General features: G+C 28.7%; 17 protein-coding genes and 2 pseudogenes. 6 read left to right on the forward strand and 13 right to left on the reverse strand.

Going from position 1 to position 15,077, the window contains the following annotated elements:
* Nucleotides 1-32: 32 nt before the first annotated feature.
* Genes LJD32_RS12495 through LJD32_RS12510 form a run of 4 tightly spaced genes read right to left on the reverse strand, consistent with a single transcriptional unit; the run spans nt 33 to nt 3,057 of the window.
* Nucleotides 33-215 carry a hypothetical protein gene (locus LJD32_RS12495; protein ID WP_227392554.1) on the reverse strand — a complete coding sequence of 61 codons (183 nt, stop codon included), beginning with the start codon at nt 213-215 and terminating at the stop codon, nt 33-35.
* A 13-nt stretch (nt 216-228) separates the two neighbouring features.
* Nucleotides 229-1,233 carry an alpha/beta hydrolase gene (locus LJD32_RS12500; RefSeq protein ID WP_227392555.1) on the reverse strand — a complete coding sequence of 335 codons (1,005 nt, stop codon included), beginning with the start codon at nt 1,231-1,233 and terminating at the stop codon, nt 229-231.
* Complete coding sequence (locus LJD32_RS12505; RefSeq protein WP_227392556.1) at nt 1,233-2,213, reverse strand: aldo/keto reductase; 981 nt, start codon at nt 2,211-2,213, stop codon at nt 1,233-1,235. Before LJD32_RS12505 ends, LJD32_RS12500 begins: the two co-directional genes overlap by 1 nt.
* Nucleotides 2,214-2,217: 4 nt before the next feature.
* Nucleotides 2,218-3,057 (reverse strand): oxidoreductase, encoded by an 840-nt coding sequence (locus LJD32_RS12510; protein ID WP_227392557.1) that lies wholly within the window; start codon nt 3,055-3,057, stop codon nt 2,218-2,220.
* Nucleotides 3,058-3,165: 108 nt separating this feature from the next.
* Here LJD32_RS12510 and LJD32_RS12515 point away from each other — a divergent pair, with 108 nt between their 5' ends.
* A complete protein-coding gene (locus tag LJD32_RS12515) occupies nt 3,166-4,023 on the forward strand; it encodes a LysR family transcriptional regulator (RefSeq protein WP_227392558.1) in 858 nt (285 codons plus the stop codon).
* A 34-nt stretch (nt 4,024-4,057) separates the two neighbouring features.
* Here the strand turns inward: LJD32_RS12515 and LJD32_RS12520 are convergent.
* Nucleotides 4,058-4,620: pseudogene (locus LJD32_RS12520) on the reverse strand (family 1 glycosylhydrolase); the annotation flags it as partial.
* 216 nt (nt 4,621-4,836) lie between these two features.
* Here LJD32_RS12520 and LJD32_RS12525 point away from each other — a divergent pair.
* A complete protein-coding gene (locus LJD32_RS12525) occupies nt 4,837-5,439 on the forward strand; it encodes a Type 1 glutamine amidotransferase-like domain-containing protein (RefSeq protein ID WP_118306390.1) in 603 nt (200 codons plus the stop codon).
* Between the two features lie 44 nt (nt 5,440-5,483).
* A complete protein-coding gene (locus LJD32_RS12530; protein WP_227403825.1) occupies nt 5,484-5,930 on the forward strand; it encodes a hypothetical protein in 447 nt (148 codons plus the stop codon).
* Between the two features lie 180 nt (nt 5,931-6,110).
* On the opposite strand, the gene LJD32_RS12535 is transcribed toward LJD32_RS12530, so the two are convergent.
* The 6 genes from LJD32_RS12535 to LJD32_RS12560 form a co-directional block, all read right to left on the reverse strand.
* Complete coding sequence (locus LJD32_RS12535; protein WP_227392560.1) at nt 6,111-6,437, reverse strand: hypothetical protein; 327 nt, start codon at nt 6,435-6,437, stop codon at nt 6,111-6,113.
* Between the two features lie 143 nt (nt 6,438-6,580).
* A complete protein-coding gene (locus LJD32_RS12540; RefSeq protein WP_227392561.1) occupies nt 6,581-6,955 on the reverse strand; it encodes a desulfoferrodoxin family protein in 375 nt (124 codons plus the stop codon).
* Nucleotides 6,956-7,038: 83 nt separating this feature from the next.
* The gene (locus LJD32_RS12545) at nt 7,039-7,869 is read right to left on the reverse strand and encodes a YwqG family protein (protein WP_318532680.1); all 831 of its coding nucleotides are present in this window, start codon (nt 7,867-7,869) and stop codon (nt 7,039-7,041) included.
* Between the two features lie 706 nt (nt 7,870-8,575).
* The gene (locus LJD32_RS12550) at nt 8,576-10,381 is read right to left on the reverse strand and encodes an ATP-binding cassette domain-containing protein (RefSeq protein ID WP_227279284.1); all 1,806 of its coding nucleotides are present in this window, start codon (nt 10,379-10,381) and stop codon (nt 8,576-8,578) included.
* On the reverse strand, nt 10,374-12,446 hold the full coding sequence (locus LJD32_RS12555; protein ID WP_032090994.1) for an ATP-binding cassette domain-containing protein: 2,073 nt from the start codon (nt 12,444-12,446) through the stop codon (nt 10,374-10,376). The genes LJD32_RS12550 and LJD32_RS12555 overlap by 8 nt, the downstream gene beginning before the upstream one ends.
* A gap of 196 nt (nt 12,447-12,642) precedes the next feature.
* The gene (locus LJD32_RS12560; protein WP_032090995.1) at nt 12,643-13,020 is read right to left on the reverse strand and encodes a hypothetical protein; all 378 of its coding nucleotides are present in this window, start codon (nt 13,018-13,020) and stop codon (nt 12,643-12,645) included.
* Between the two features lie 151 nt (nt 13,021-13,171).
* Here LJD32_RS12560 and LJD32_RS12565 point away from each other — a divergent pair, with 151 nt between their 5' ends.
* The 3 genes from LJD32_RS12565 to LJD32_RS12575 are packed head-to-tail and all read left to right on the forward strand — an operon-like array spanning nt 13,172 to nt 14,333.
* Entirely contained in the window at nt 13,172-13,510 is a 339-nt protein-coding gene (locus LJD32_RS12565; RefSeq protein WP_117575406.1) for a PadR family transcriptional regulator, read from the forward strand.
* Nucleotides 13,503-13,880, forward strand: a complete 378-nt coding sequence (locus LJD32_RS12570; RefSeq protein ID WP_117575404.1) for a DUF6120 family protein — start codon at nt 13,503-13,505, stop codon at nt 13,878-13,880. Before LJD32_RS12565 ends, LJD32_RS12570 begins: the two co-directional genes overlap by 8 nt.
* 15 nt (nt 13,881-13,895) lie before the next feature.
* Complete coding sequence (locus LJD32_RS12575; protein ID WP_032090998.1) at nt 13,896-14,333, forward strand: hypothetical protein; 438 nt, start codon at nt 13,896-13,898, stop codon at nt 14,331-14,333.
* 77 nt (nt 14,334-14,410) lie between these two features.
* Here LJD32_RS12575 and LJD32_RS12580 read toward each other — a convergent pair whose 3' ends face one another.
* Both LJD32_RS12580 and LJD32_RS12585 read right to left on the reverse strand, forming a co-directional pair.
* On the reverse strand, nt 14,411-14,755 hold the full coding sequence (locus tag LJD32_RS12580) for a TnpV protein (protein WP_032090999.1): 345 nt from the start codon (nt 14,753-14,755) through the stop codon (nt 14,411-14,413).
* Nucleotides 14,752-15,077, reverse strand: a pseudogene (locus LJD32_RS12585) (hypothetical protein); the annotation flags it as partial. The gene LJD32_RS12580 and the pseudogene LJD32_RS12585, both read right to left, overlap by 4 nt.

Genomic DNA, 15,077 nt, shown 5'->3' on the forward strand with positions numbered 1-15,077 from the left:
TTGCGGACATTTGAGAAGATATAAAAAGATAGTCAAAAAGACATATATAATTTAATAATATTAATTAATAAATTAATTTGATATTCTTCGATATCACCTATCAAATAAAGTTGTTCATTTGATAATAAGGGTTCAAAAGAATAATCATTAAGTTGTAATAGATTTATGATTTCATCTTTTTGTTTGCTTAGACAAACAATAATTGCTTTTTGCATTTTTTCACCAACTTTATTTATAAAATATATCTAATTTTTCAATTGCTTCTTTTACAACACTTTCTTTATAATACGTTTGTATATGGGTTGCATCCTTAAGATAATAAAGTTCTTTTTCTTTTGTCGTAATCGCTAGTTCAAAAGCTTGTTCACTCATATAATTTGTATCAGCATGATCTCCAACCATCATTAATAATGGTTGATCAAGAAGATACATAAATTGAACTGGATCATAAACCATCAAATCCATCAAGTTTCTTTGTAAAAAACATGAATGACTATTAGGATGAAAATGTGTTTCTACATAATATTCATAACCTTCACGATACATTTCAATTGGTAATTGATGCCCTACTTCTGGTTTCATCTCTGTCATATTCGCATTATAAATCAAAGTATCTTCATTTAAATCTTTTTCTCGAATAGAAGCAACCTCATGAAGTCTTTTTAACACGGTATCAACTTGACTGTTTTGAAAGCCTTCACGCCTAACCGCTCCCGTATTAAACATAGAGACAGTAGCTATTTTCTTTAAACGTTTATCCATTTGTCCACATGAAAGCAGATAGCCTCCACCACCGCAAATACCTAAACCATAGATACGTTGTGAATCAACGCCAGGAAATGAGAAGATAGCATCAATCATCCCTCTAATATCTTCTATGCGATAATAAGGAATATCTTGTTGTCTTGGCATTCCTTCACTTTCACCAAAAAACATGCAATCAGAGACAATTGTAATATATCCTTTTTCAGCAAGTCTTTGTCCATAAAGTCCAGCTGCTTGCTCTTTAACTGCTCCATTAGGAACAGCGATAACAATAGCAGGATATCGTTTATCTTTACTATAGTTTTTTGGTGTATAGATATTAGAAGCAATTTTTATGCCATTTAATTGATAAGTAATTGGATGTATTTGAACTTCATTTTCTTTATTTTCAGTTATAGCATTTTCATAAACCAATCCAAAAGGATTAGAAGAAAAGGGAAAAGCTTCCCTTTTATCTAATTGAATCATTAATGACCTCCAAATACTTTAAATTCCATTGTATTTAATTTATCATCAATTGTTTTAACTTCTTCTTGACTTAATTCAACATTACCTGCTTCAAAGTTAGATTGAAGTCTATCAAGTTTTCTTGATCCTGGAATTGGAATAATGAAATCATATTTATTAATCATCCAAGCAAGTGACATTTGTGCATTTGTAGCATGATGTTTTTCACCAATTTGAGAGACAACTTCTAATAATTCATTTGTCTTTTTAATTCCTTCTTCGCTATATTGTGGCATATCAGGTCTAAAGTCTTGTTCCCCACTACCGAAATCTTTTTTTGATTGATAAGCTCCTGTAAGTGCCCCATTAGCAAGAGGAGAGAAAGCAACATAAGTGATTCCTAATTCTTTACATACAGGCATTAAATTTTCATGCCATCTAGCCATCATTGAATATCTGTTTTCAATAACAGTTACAGGACATACAGCATGAGCACGTCTTAAGTATTCTTCATTTGTTTCAGAAATACCCCATGCTTTAATTTTTCCTTCTTCAATTAATTCTTTCATCACACCAGCAACAACTTCTGGTTCTACTTTAGGATCAATACGATGTTGATAATAAACGTCAACATAATCTGTTTGTAATTTCTTTAATGATCCTTCTAAGGATTTTCTAATTGTTTCTGGTGAACTATCAAATTCAAGGTGATCACCCATATGTTTAACACCAAATTTAGTACATAAGATAATATCTTTTCTAAATGGTTTAACAGCTTCACCAACAACTTCTTCGTTATAAGCTGTACTTCCATCAGGATTAACTCCTGTATAACATTCAGCTGTATCATAGAAATCATATCCCATGTCATGTGCTTTTCTTAAAATTTCTACTGCTTCTTCTTTAGGCGTTGGAAGTCCACTGGCATGAGTTAATCCCATACATCCTAGTCCAATCGCATTAACATACATATCTGTTTTTCCAAGTCTTACTCTTTTCATCTTTCTACTTTCCTTCCTCATAATCACATGAAGCTGATACTTCAGCCCATTTATCTAATTCTGCAATTTTTGCTTCTAAAGTTGATTTAACTGCTGTTACGGCTGCTTTACCTAAAGTTAAAATTTCTGGTAAATCATCATTATGCACAACATCTACAATGACTTTACCAGCTTTATCTGGATCACCTGCTTGTTGATGTTTGTTTTCAAAGTTACCTGGTCTTGATTTACCTACGACTGCTTCATAATCACCAATTTGAGCTTTTGTTCCTTGTAAAGATTCACCATCATAGAATCTTGTTCTAAAAGCTCCTGGTTGAACAACCATTGCTTTAATTCCTAATGGAGCAAGTTCTTTCATTAAACCATTTGTAAGTAATTCTAAGGCTGCTTTACTTGAAGCATAATATCCTGAACCTACAGCGGATCTTGCTGCTGCAATCGAAGTCACATTTAAAATATAGCCTGATTTTTGTTCTCTCATTTTAGGAAGAACGGCTTTAATTAATTCAATTGGTCCAAACAAATTAGTTTGATATAAAGTTTGAACTGCTTCGATTTCTCCTTCTTCTACAGCACTACGATAACCATATCCTGCATTATTAACAAGAACATCAATTGTTCCAAATTTATCGTATGCTTCTTTTACAGCGTTTTTAATACTATCTTGACTACATACATCTAAAGAAACAGCTAAAGCCGCTTCTGGATAAGCTTCTACAATATCCATCACTTTATCTTTATTTCTTGCTGTAACAATTGCTTGATCCCCACTTTCTAAAACAGCTTTCGCAATTCCTTTTCCAATACCACTTGAACATCCTGTAATTAACCATGTTTTCATTTTTTAGTTTCTCCTTTTTACATACATATTTTATTTTTTTATTACTTAAAAGTACAATACCAATAAAGAAATGTGCTATAATTTAAACGCATAGTAGGAGGTCATTATATGATAGAACTTAATCAACTTGAACAACTTATTTATATTGCTGAAAATAAAACAATTTCTAAAGCTGCCAAAGAATTATTAATTTCACAACCAGCCCTTTCACGCTCTATGCAAAGATTAGAAAGTGATTTAGGAGTAGAACTCTTTGATCATTATAAAAATAAAATTGTTCTTAATAAAAATGGTGAATTAGCTGTTAAGCATGCTCAAAAAATCATTAAAAGTATTAAAACAATGATAAATGATGTACAAGATTATGATCAATCATTTCATCGTATTTCTATTGCAACTTGTTCTCCTGCACCTATGTGGGATATTGAGCCTTTAATTAAAGAACTTTATCCTCAAATAACAATTCAAACAGCTGTCATTAATCAAAAAGATTTAATTACAAAATTAAAAGAAAAAGAGTATCAACTAATTATTACACCTGAACAAGTTGATGACTCTCAATATGTTTGTATTCCTTATGTAGAAGAAGACTTATTATTATCATTGCCTTTAAATCATCCTCTTACAAAGAAAAAAACTATTAAGTTTCATGATTTAGATGGACAAACCATGTTACTTTATTCAAATATTGGTTTTTGGCATGATTTACATATGCAAAAAACACCAAAAACAAAATATTTATTACAAGAAGAACGTTTTACTTTTAATGAAATCGTGAAAGCTTCTACTCTTCCTTCTTATACTTCTAATCTTTCTATTAAAAGAGAAGGAAAGATGTCTGATCGTATTATTTTGCCAATTGATGAAGAAGAAGCCCATGTCACTTATTATGTTGTGATGCTTAAAGAAAATAAGAAAAAATATAAAGAACTTATTGATAAAATAGATCAATATTATGATTATTAAAAACCCGTAAGTCTTATGACCCACGGGTTATTTTTTAATCTAAATCAGTTCCATGAGATTCTATTACTTTTTTATACCAATAGAATGAATCTTTTCTTCTTCTTGATAAATCTCCAGTACCATCATCGTATTTATCAACATGAACAAAACCATAACGTTTTGCTGTTTCTCCTGTAGAAGCTGAAACTAAATCAACACATCCCCACATTGTATATCCCATTAAGTCAACACCATCTTCATTAACAGCGGCATCCATAGCTTTAATATGATCTCTTAAATAATTGATTCTATAAGTATCATGAATTGATCCGTCTTCTTCAATTGTATCAAATGCTCCTAAACCGTTTTCTACAACAAATAATGGCATTTGATAACGATCATATAATCTATCTAAAGCATTTCTAAGTCCTGTTGGATCAATTTTCCATCCCCAGTCAGATGCACTTAAATACCAAGCGATAAGTTTCCACCACCTGCTCCTTCATAATCTTCTGGATTAGAAGCTACAACTTGTGACATATAGTAAGAGAATGATAAGAATTCAACCGTACCTTCTTTAATAATTTCTAAATCTCCATCTTCAATTGGAAGCGTAATTCTGGATTATCAACGCTTTTTACGATAAAAAAGTGCTGCGATCACAAGGCTTTTTGCAAGTAAAAATGAAAAGAATATATATAGGTAGCCTACGAAACTGGATGCTGGTTACAGAAGCAAGTCGACAGGCAGTGTATTAAAATTAGGTGGATGTAATTGAAGAAAAAATATGATATCCTGTGAGTAACAAATCGGAATTTATAAAGGAGAATATTGATGAAACTATTTTTATGTTCGCATTTTTCAAGTGTAGGAAGTCTGATAAAGGAAGAAATTGAAAATAAGAAAGTCGCATTTATTCCAACAGCTTCACTGCGTGAAGGCTACACCGGTTATGTCGGCTCGGCTCGAAAATTATTCAAAAAGTTGGGAGCAATCGTAACTGAAATTGATATTTCAACGGAGGCTTATTCAACGATACAGTCTGTTTTTGAAGATTCAGATGTGATATATTTTACCGGCGGAAATTCTTTTTTTCTTATGGATTGGCTCCGTAAAACGGGAACTGATGGGCTGCTGAAAAAGGAATTGGCAAATGGAAAATTGATGATTGGCGAGTCGGCAGGCGCAATTATATGTGCTCCAAGCATCCAATATATCCAGCAAATGGATGAAAAGCCAGAGGACTACTCACAAGAAGATGATGCAGGGCTTGATTTGATTGATTTCTATGTTCTTCCGCATTATCTTACAGCACCATTTAAGAAAGTTACCGAGAAAATAATGACTGAGTTTTCGGATTTGAATCTATGCCCAATTAACAACCGTCAAGGAATTGTAATTGACGGTGAAGGTTCAAAGGTTATTTGCAAAGACTAATTTGAAAATTCAAGTTTGGAGAATTGAGAAAATCGAAGATTGTGATGGTAGATAATATGGAATGGTTTAATGTTTTTGGGCTGATTTTTATTGCAGTCATTATGATACCCAATGTTGTATTTGCGATTAAGTGCAAAGATGGATTTGATAATAAGTGGAACAATAAATATGTTGAGGTTACAGAACAAGTAGGGAGATTGGGTTGTTTCGGATTCATGATAATCAATATTCCGGGAACTTGGTTCGGGTGGTGGTCTGACGAAGCATTTGTACTATATTTGATTGTAGATACCATATTGGTAATGTTTTATTGTGCTATTTGGATTATATGTTTTAAGAAAAACAGCGTTTTCAGAGCATTAGCACTTTCTATTATTCCTTCAATGTTGTTCTTGTTTAGTGGGATTATGAGTAGGTCAGTGCTATTGATTATTGCATCAGTATTATTTGCACCAAGTCATATTGTGATTTCATATAAAAATGTAAAATGATATTTACAACTTCCCGTTTAGAGCGTATGGAAATAATCTATACGTTCTTTTTTTGCCTTTTTTTGAAAAAGTGATTAAAAAACTATTGACATTTTGTTACTGGACTAAGCACCAAAGTACTTTTTTTCTTGTGTCCGTTTTACAGGGTCCATTTTAAAGAGCTTCAATTCGAAGCTCTTTTTAATCAAATAAACGATGTTCATTCACACTTGGTATTTTATAAAGCATACATAATACTAAACCAACGGTTGCACAAATAAAAAGGAAACCAAAGAAAAATTGATATGAATATAAATCAATCAAATAATCTGCAATAGCTTGGAAAATAATCGAACTAAAACTTTTGAATGTTGAAACAATTGATAAAGCACTCATTTGGTGCGTTCCATCAATAATAGTTGCAATAACTTTCATATTAATCATAATAAATGCCATTGTTGTAACTGATTTTGTTAAAAAAGTCATAATCATTTGAATAATAACATTTTGTATATAAGCATATGTCATAAATTGAATAACAAGCTTACCATTATCTGTTTAGATGTTATTAAGAATTAATATACGAAAAACTATTTATCAAATGATAATTATAATTGAACTGTTAATAGAATACATATAAAAAGACCATTTTTGGTCTTTTTATAGCTTCATTATTTTTTCCATAATCCATGAAGATTACAGTAAGCATACACTTCTTCTACTTCTTCACCTTCTAAGATTTTAAAATCAACACTTGGTTTTTCTCCTGGTTTTAGATATTTTCTTTGAATACCTTTATCTGTTTTCAAAGAAACCCATTCAATCCAATGTTCTGCTGTCATTGGATGTTCTACTTCTCCAATAAATACATGAACGGTATCTCCTTCCACTGTATAAACAGGAATATGTTTTTCAAATGCAGCATCTTCAATTCCTGCTTGAAGCTCTTTCATAACTTCGCCACAACATACCACAGGGACTCCTTTATCTTCTACTTTTTCAATCACATTTCCACAGTGTTTACAAATATAAAATTTTTGATTCATAGCCTTTTCCTCTTTTCTATAAGTAGTAATTATTCCTATTTATAATATAAACTATTTTTCTCTATTAAGCAAACAATATGCATTTAATAACAATCCCAATAATAGCGAACATGACTAAAATCTTTATTTTTTAAATCTTCTTTTGAAATAAAGAAATTACCGACACCTGAATCGCCCCATAAAATATGATCTTGTGAATCAAGTTGAAATAACAATACTTCATTACTATCTTCTTGACGAGGATCATATTGTGTGAAGAAAGGATATCCTCCTATTTGACAAGGAATCAAGGTAAACAAATCATTTAATTCATCCATTACCTCATCATCTTGCATGACTTCTTTTAAGTTTTCATCTAAATAAGTATCAACAACTTCATCAAAGTGAATATCATTCATTGTGATGACTTGTTTATCTAAATGAGCCTTTAATAAAAAAGTTGTATCTTTTTCTAATGGAAGTTCTGTATCTTCGCTATATTGAAACTTATAAATACTTGATTCATCTACTAATTTTGGTACTTCTTCTAAATAACGTAAACACCACCCTGATTGACTATATTCATTATCAAAGTCTAATCCATAAACGCCATCATCTCCACTAATAAAGATTTGAAGTAATCCTTTTTCTGGAAAATCTTTTATATGAGGTATTTGTTCAAAATTTATTTGTGCTAATAAATATAAAGGTGCTCCCGTTTTTTGATTTACTGGAAGATTTTGATCTCTAGGCACATAATAAGCACCACCTACTTTACTATCAAAGATATGTGTTTCTTTTTCTTCTAATTCAAAGCGTATATAGTCTACTTCACTTACTTCTTTTAGTCTTTGATAGATTCTTTTGGCAGGTTTTTCTTCTTTATATTCTTCTTGTTTATTATTTTCTAGCGAATATATATGTTGAAAGGAGATTCAACATATGTACTATATAAAGATAATATTAGGAGGACTTTTATGAAATGTCCTCTATTCAAAAACAACTTTCTTTATTATTTGTTTTAAATTTATATTGAAAACTATGATCCTATCATCCATACTAAAATCAACAATTATGAGGAATGGTTAGATAGATTCGGCAATGAGTTAGGAGGCAAAAAACATAAAAAAATAAATGAAACTCAACGAAAAATAATTCACTTATTGAATGATTTGGGCATTGATCGTATCAGCATGGCTGGAATTATGGGAACATTAGAACAAGAAAACTTAAACGAAAATACTTTTTTAAATTTCATTTAAAATAAAGCTTCTCTTACTATAGAAGATTGTACAGACCAAATATGGCGTATGCGAGGATGTTAAAAATAAATACGAAAAGCTCATAAACACTATGTTTTCTAGCATTTATGAGCTTTATTTTTTATAGTAATTATACTCTTTAAAATTATTCACCAACGTATGATAACGTATATTCTATTTGTATTATTTTTCTTTATATTTTGTCTATTTTTACACATTTTATTCATCATTTCTGTCTATTATTTTTATTTTAATAATTTTTTGATGTCAAAATGATGTCATTCTTTTAAAGAATTTAAACTGAATCTCGACTAAATCTATTTATTTAAAATCCAACTTGTTCAATCATTATCCATTGTTTTAATTAATTTCTCATTTTTTAACTTCTTAAAATCTTTTCTACTGAGATTTTTTTTATATATAAATTTTGAATAAATGTACTAATAATCACTATTGCAAAAACACAAGCTACCGATAATATGACATTCATTGTTATTGTTATATTATATAAAATACCAATAATTACCATATTTAACAATAAAGCTATAAGACATTGAAAAATTATTTCTATCATTGTCATATTTCTTAATTGCTTATGACTTATCCCATTCATTTTCAACATCATAAATTCTTTATTTCTTTTTCTAAAATACTGTATTTCTATAATATTGAATAAAACAATTATTAAAATAAAACTCATAGCTATAATAATCATTTTTATTATTACATTTATTTTTTTCAACTCATTTATTTCATCAATATTATCAAAGAAAAGATGAATACCTATCCCTTTATCTTTCAATTCATCATAAAGTGTAACATATCCATCATAATCATCAACAAAAACAGTATATCCCTGATATGAATCTAATTTATCGATATGACACTCATTATAAATTTGTTGTAATAACTGAAAGCTACAATAAACATACCTATTTTCACCTTTAAAATAGTGACATTTGTTATTCTTTGTTAAAACTCCACCTATAGGATATGTTTTTGTATCTTTATATAGATCGTTGTTTGCTGATACAACAAAACTAACTTCTAATGATTCAGGATTAATATTGTTATCAGCTAATTCTCGATAACAATAATAACTTAAATATATAGATTGACTATCATATTCAATCAGCTTTTGATGAGATAAATCATTTTGTTCAAACAAGGGCACAACTTGATATAGGTTATCATTGATTTGAACTTGTGTTTGAATATAAGGATAGACTCCAGTATTTTCTTTATCAAGTTTAAAGATAAAAGGTACTAAAGATGAATCAATGGTTGTATTTGCATTATCTTTTGTGATAAACATCTGATTTTCTGATAAACTTTGATAGCTTTCTATACTTTTATTGGTTGAATAATCAGTATAGATAATCAATATATTCATTAATAGTAAAGCTATTGATATAATAGATACCATTCCCAATTCAATTTTTTTATATTTTTTTAAAAAATATTTGATATAAGAAATATAAAACGATAATTTCAACTGATGCTTTTTTGTTTTTTGAATATAAATATCTTTCTCATTATCATGTTTAACTTTTTTAATTTCTTTATCTTGAATCTCATATATTTGATCTGCAATCGACATAGCATAATCACTATGACTTGAAATAATAATCGTTTTTTGATAAGTATCACAAATATGTTTCAAAGTATCAAAAACCAGCATCTCATTTTCTTTATCTAAAAAGCTAGTTGGCTCATCTAAAATTATAATTTCTGTATCTTTACATAATGCACAGGCTATGGCGACTCTTTGTTTTTGCCCTCCTGATAATGTCTGAATTGATTGGTGTAATGGTATATCTAGATTAACACTTTTTAAAATTTGACGATATTTTTCTTCACTGTATCTTTTATTATGAAAAGCTGCATATAACTGCATATTTCCTAATACATCATACTGTTCAAATAAACTGTTATCCTGTAAAACAAAGCTAATATATTCTCTTCTTAAAATACTTTTTTTATCATCATCTTGGATGTCTTCATATATATTATAGTAAAAATGATCATCCTCACTTATCAGTCCTATACGATATAATAAAGATGTCTTTCCACTGCCACTAATCCCTCTTATTAAAGTAATAGCATGTTCAGGAATATCAATATCCGTTTTATTTAATATGATATAATCATCATAAACAATTTCAATATCTTTAATTTCAATCATTTTTCAACTTGTCAAATAATTGAGGTAAGATATAGTGGCAAATCATATGAAGAACAATTGCTAAAATAATTGATATTATATTTGGAAAAAATAAAGCATGTATTTTTATTGATCTTAAGCCAAATAAAACAATCAATATTAACATAAGTTTTTTGAATTCATGAAAAACGTTCAATAAATAATAGTGTTTTCTTATCTTCAATATATCAAATTCACTCAACCCAAGCTGTTTAAAATATTCGTTGATCCTTGCATTTTGTTTTCTTTGTACAAACAAAATACTTGCAGCATAAATAACAATAATTGCACTTATGATAAACGAGCCATAATAAAAGACATTCATCAATGATACAATTCCTCTATTAATTGCTTCACTATCGATAGATTCATTATCAACATAATATCCCATATCAGATAATTTTTGTGCAACTGTATAAACATTTTCTGAACCATCTACATAAACAGATAAAGCAGTTGGTTGCCAGACGCTATCCTCAAATACTCTATTGACTTCACCATCAAAATCTTTAGGAAGTTCATTTTCATAATATTTATCATAATTTACACCTATAACATATAATTTTCTATCTTCTGTTTTTTTATGCTTTTCAATCATATTCTCAACTATATCTCGTTCAACATAAAGAGAATTGCTATAAGTGTTATTTAATCCGAAAGAACTCCAATTTAAAATCCCAGCTATAGGAAGTGATACTGATTCATGAGTTACAGTTACACTATATATATACATTGACTCTTCATCATCTGTTATACCCATCCATCTTCCATGAGTATTGTACAAAGGTACAGATATATCAAATGTTAAGTACACTCCTTTTAATTCATCATCTTTAGAAATATTAATACTTTTTTTAATCATATCTGCAACGTTTCTAGAAATATAAACACCTTCATTTTTAAAATCTATTTCTATATTTTTTGATTGCTTATGATTTTTTATATAAGTGGATACTGTAATATTATCTTCTATATTAACTTGTGCGAGTTCTTGTTCATTTTTTATGATTGAAATTGTATAATCATGCTTTGCATTTTCGGGATCATAGGATACTTCTTTAATATCTTCATTAAATTCATAATTAGGTTCTAAACAATCATAACGCCATTCAACCGTTTCTATATTATCCAAATTTGCTATTTTTTTGATGTCTTTGTCTTTAAGAGGAACCTCATGATTAAATGTATAATCAGCTACGCCATCATGAATAGCTTGTGCTGTTGATTTATAGACAGTTATTTCATTTGATGATATTTTTTGTGAATATGAATGGTGAATGTCTAGTACATCCCTACTAAAGCTATAACCAAAAGCTACCATTGCAATAGAAAATGTAATCATAAAATGAAGTATTTTTACATATATTTTTTGCTTTTTTCTCATTGTAAAAAAAGCAGGAGATGTTTTATTAAGATTTTTACTAATATGTTGAGATAGGCTATATTCAGTTTCTTTCTTCTCGTTTGATACTGTGTTTAATATTTTATCCTTGATATGATATTTTATATTTCCTATAGATAATAACTTCTCATCATGTGTAAATAATACAATACCTTTCCCTTTTTCTATAAGTAAATTTAATATGTCACAATATATTTTAGAATAGGCGTTATTTAAAGATGATGTTGGTTCATCTAAAATATAAATATCTACATCTTTAGCCATACACAATAAAAATGCTACTCTTTTTTGTTCTCCGCCAGAAAGTTGTGAAGGATACATATCCATCAATTCATTCAAATGAAGTTTTTCAACATAATTATCAAGACTTATATGACAATCTGTCAGTTTTTCTATATATTCAATATGTTCTCTTATCGTTAGTCCTTCTAAAAATACAGGTTCTTGTGGGCAAGTTGATACATTTTGATATAAATCTAAATCTTTCCAACCATCATTGCCTTTTGTCATCAACCTAAATAAGGTTGTTTTTCCACTGCCACTTTCACCAGTAATAATTGTGATCTGTCCTTTATTAAATTCTATGCATCCCTTATTTAATACCAATTTATTATTAAAAACGATATCTTTATATTTAAATTCCATTTGACATCTCCTCATATAAAAATTTATTTCATAGACCATCTGACACACTTGACAACTAAAAATAATTTTTAAAAATTAAATTCCAATATTAATACAAGAATTTTTAATCGACTATGTCAATCGAACTTTATAAATGTTTCAGGTGGTCTATGAAGAAAATTTATCAGATACTTAATGACTTAAGTATCTGATTTTGTTAATAATTACCTACAACTTTAGAACCATCGAATTTATACTTAAATGTTTTTTTTGCGTTAGCAGTTTTGTAATTATAATTTGTCATCGAAATTGTCCCTGTTGTATTCATATACGGATCTGAAGGTATCGTCATAGTAGAAGAAATATAAGTTGCTTTAAGTCCATTTGTAGAAACAGTTCCCCATGATCTATTCCATCTTGTATTTCCACTACTATAATAGGTAGCTGAGCATTTTACTTTTGCTGAGCCAACACTTGAACTAACAGTATCACTTTGTGTATAACTATAGGATGCTGCATATATTCCAGTTATTGACATACCAATGATCGCAAAAGAACTAATCAATTTAAGTAATGTTTGTTTCTTTTTTTTCATATTATTTTTTCCTTTCTCTCTATTTTTTGAAAACGTTTTCACATTTATAAAGTAACACATATTATATTGTTTGTACATAGTTTATCTATGTATTGATGTTTTTTAAATGTATATTATAATATAGTTATCTTAACGTTAAGGAAGTATTAATATGGCTAGAAAAAATAATTTTTTTAAATTAGATATGTTACTTCTATGTATAATTGCCAAACAAGATTGTTATGGTTATGAAATTACAAAGCAAATTAAAACATATTCCCATGAATTAATAGATATTAAGGAAGGGACCATGTATCCTATCTTGTATAAATTACAAGATGAGAATTATATTTCAAATTACGAAAAAGTAATCGACCGTAAGGTAAGAGTTTATTATCACATAGAAGAAAAAGGTAAAGAAAAATTATCAGAAATGATTAATGAGTTTAATAACGCTGTTGATGGTATTCACAATGTTATTAAAGAATCTTTGGGGGAAGCTTATGAATAATATTAAAAAATATATTAAAAATATTTGGACAATTATGCCTATGCATACTAAAAAGGAAAAATTTTATGTAAGTGAATTAAAAAAACACTTAAATGAATATTTAGATGATCACCCACAATGTTCATACGACGATATTGTTCAACAATTTGGAGAACCTAAAGACATTGTTGTAGAATATATACAAAGCAGCGATGAAAACGATCTTATTAAAAGAATGAAATTAAAGACAATTTTACAAAAATTTCTTATATTCTTCTCAGTAATCTGCACAATTTTAGCGATTTGGTTTGGGGTTCTTTGGTACAGCTATATGCAAGATGCTAAAAATTCCATCATATATGAAATTGAAACAACCATTTCTGATAATTAAAAAATGGAGGAAACTATGAAAAAAATAATCACATCTATCTTCATTGCATTTATGATGATTACTACCATCATTCCAGTAAATGCTCTTGAAGAAAACATGAGTATCGAATATTTATCAAATGGTGATTATATTGAAACAACAATTGTTTCAAACATAAATACATTAGCAAGAAGCAGCAAGAGCGGTACAAAAACAGAAAAATACAAAAATGCATCTGGAGAAGTTATGTGGTCTATTTCGGTAACTGGAACTTTTTCTTATAATGGTTCTTCATGTACTTGTACAAAAGCTACTGTAAGTACAACAAAGCCATCTTCTATGTGGTCATTAAGTAATAAAAAAGCTTCAAAAAGTGGCAACAAAGCCATAGCTAGTGTTACAGGACATGCACCAGGCGTAACCGTTACAAGAACTGTCACACTCACATGTAGCCCATCTGGAAATTTATCTTAGCATTAACAAAAATAAAAGGGTAACCAAATAAAAACCAATTCATGGATAATCCGAATTGGTTTTTATTTTATACTATCCTAAATTTTAATAATCTCTTTATTAATAATTTCATATACACAATTATTAATGTTATTCATCATTAAGACCCATTTAATTTGATTCTTTTTTTTAAGTTCTTCAGTAACATTCCATTTGACTTTATATTCTTCAACCAATCTGTCATATAAATCATCAGCTTCTTTTTGTACTTTTAACAGATAATCTTTTAATTCATTTTTTGTAAGTAATTTGAAATATAGTCCATAATCATGTTTCTTTAAATAATCTAGCTTTGCTCTTCCAAAGCGATTTAAATGCATTTCTTCTACTTTTAAGTTTGGTAATTGATAATCCCCAACTTGAATATATTCTATTTCTTTCATCTTTCATTCCTGCTTTCTCTTTGTTTTATTTTCTTCATCGCTAATTTTTCTATATCTTTTTGAATACTTCTTTCTCTTATTCGCTTACATGATTTGATTTCAAATCTTAAGCTTTTAATTTGTGGTGTAAATTCTTTAGCCTTAGTTGACCACATTTCTTTTTCATCTTCATCTTTTGAGTTTCGTCTGTAGTAGTAACATTGTTGTCTTTGTTTAATGAGATAGTCTAGTTCATCTTGTTTGTTTTCTTGATAAGAATCTAACTGAGTAATATCTTCTATCTTATTTTTTGCTAGTAATTCAATATCATTGGTATATTGAT

The organism is Faecalibacillus sp. TM498 (genome assembly GCF_020589955.1).
Lineage (GTDB): Bacteria > Bacillota_I > Bacilli_A > Erysipelotrichales > Coprobacillaceae > Faecalibacillus > Faecalibacillus intestinalis.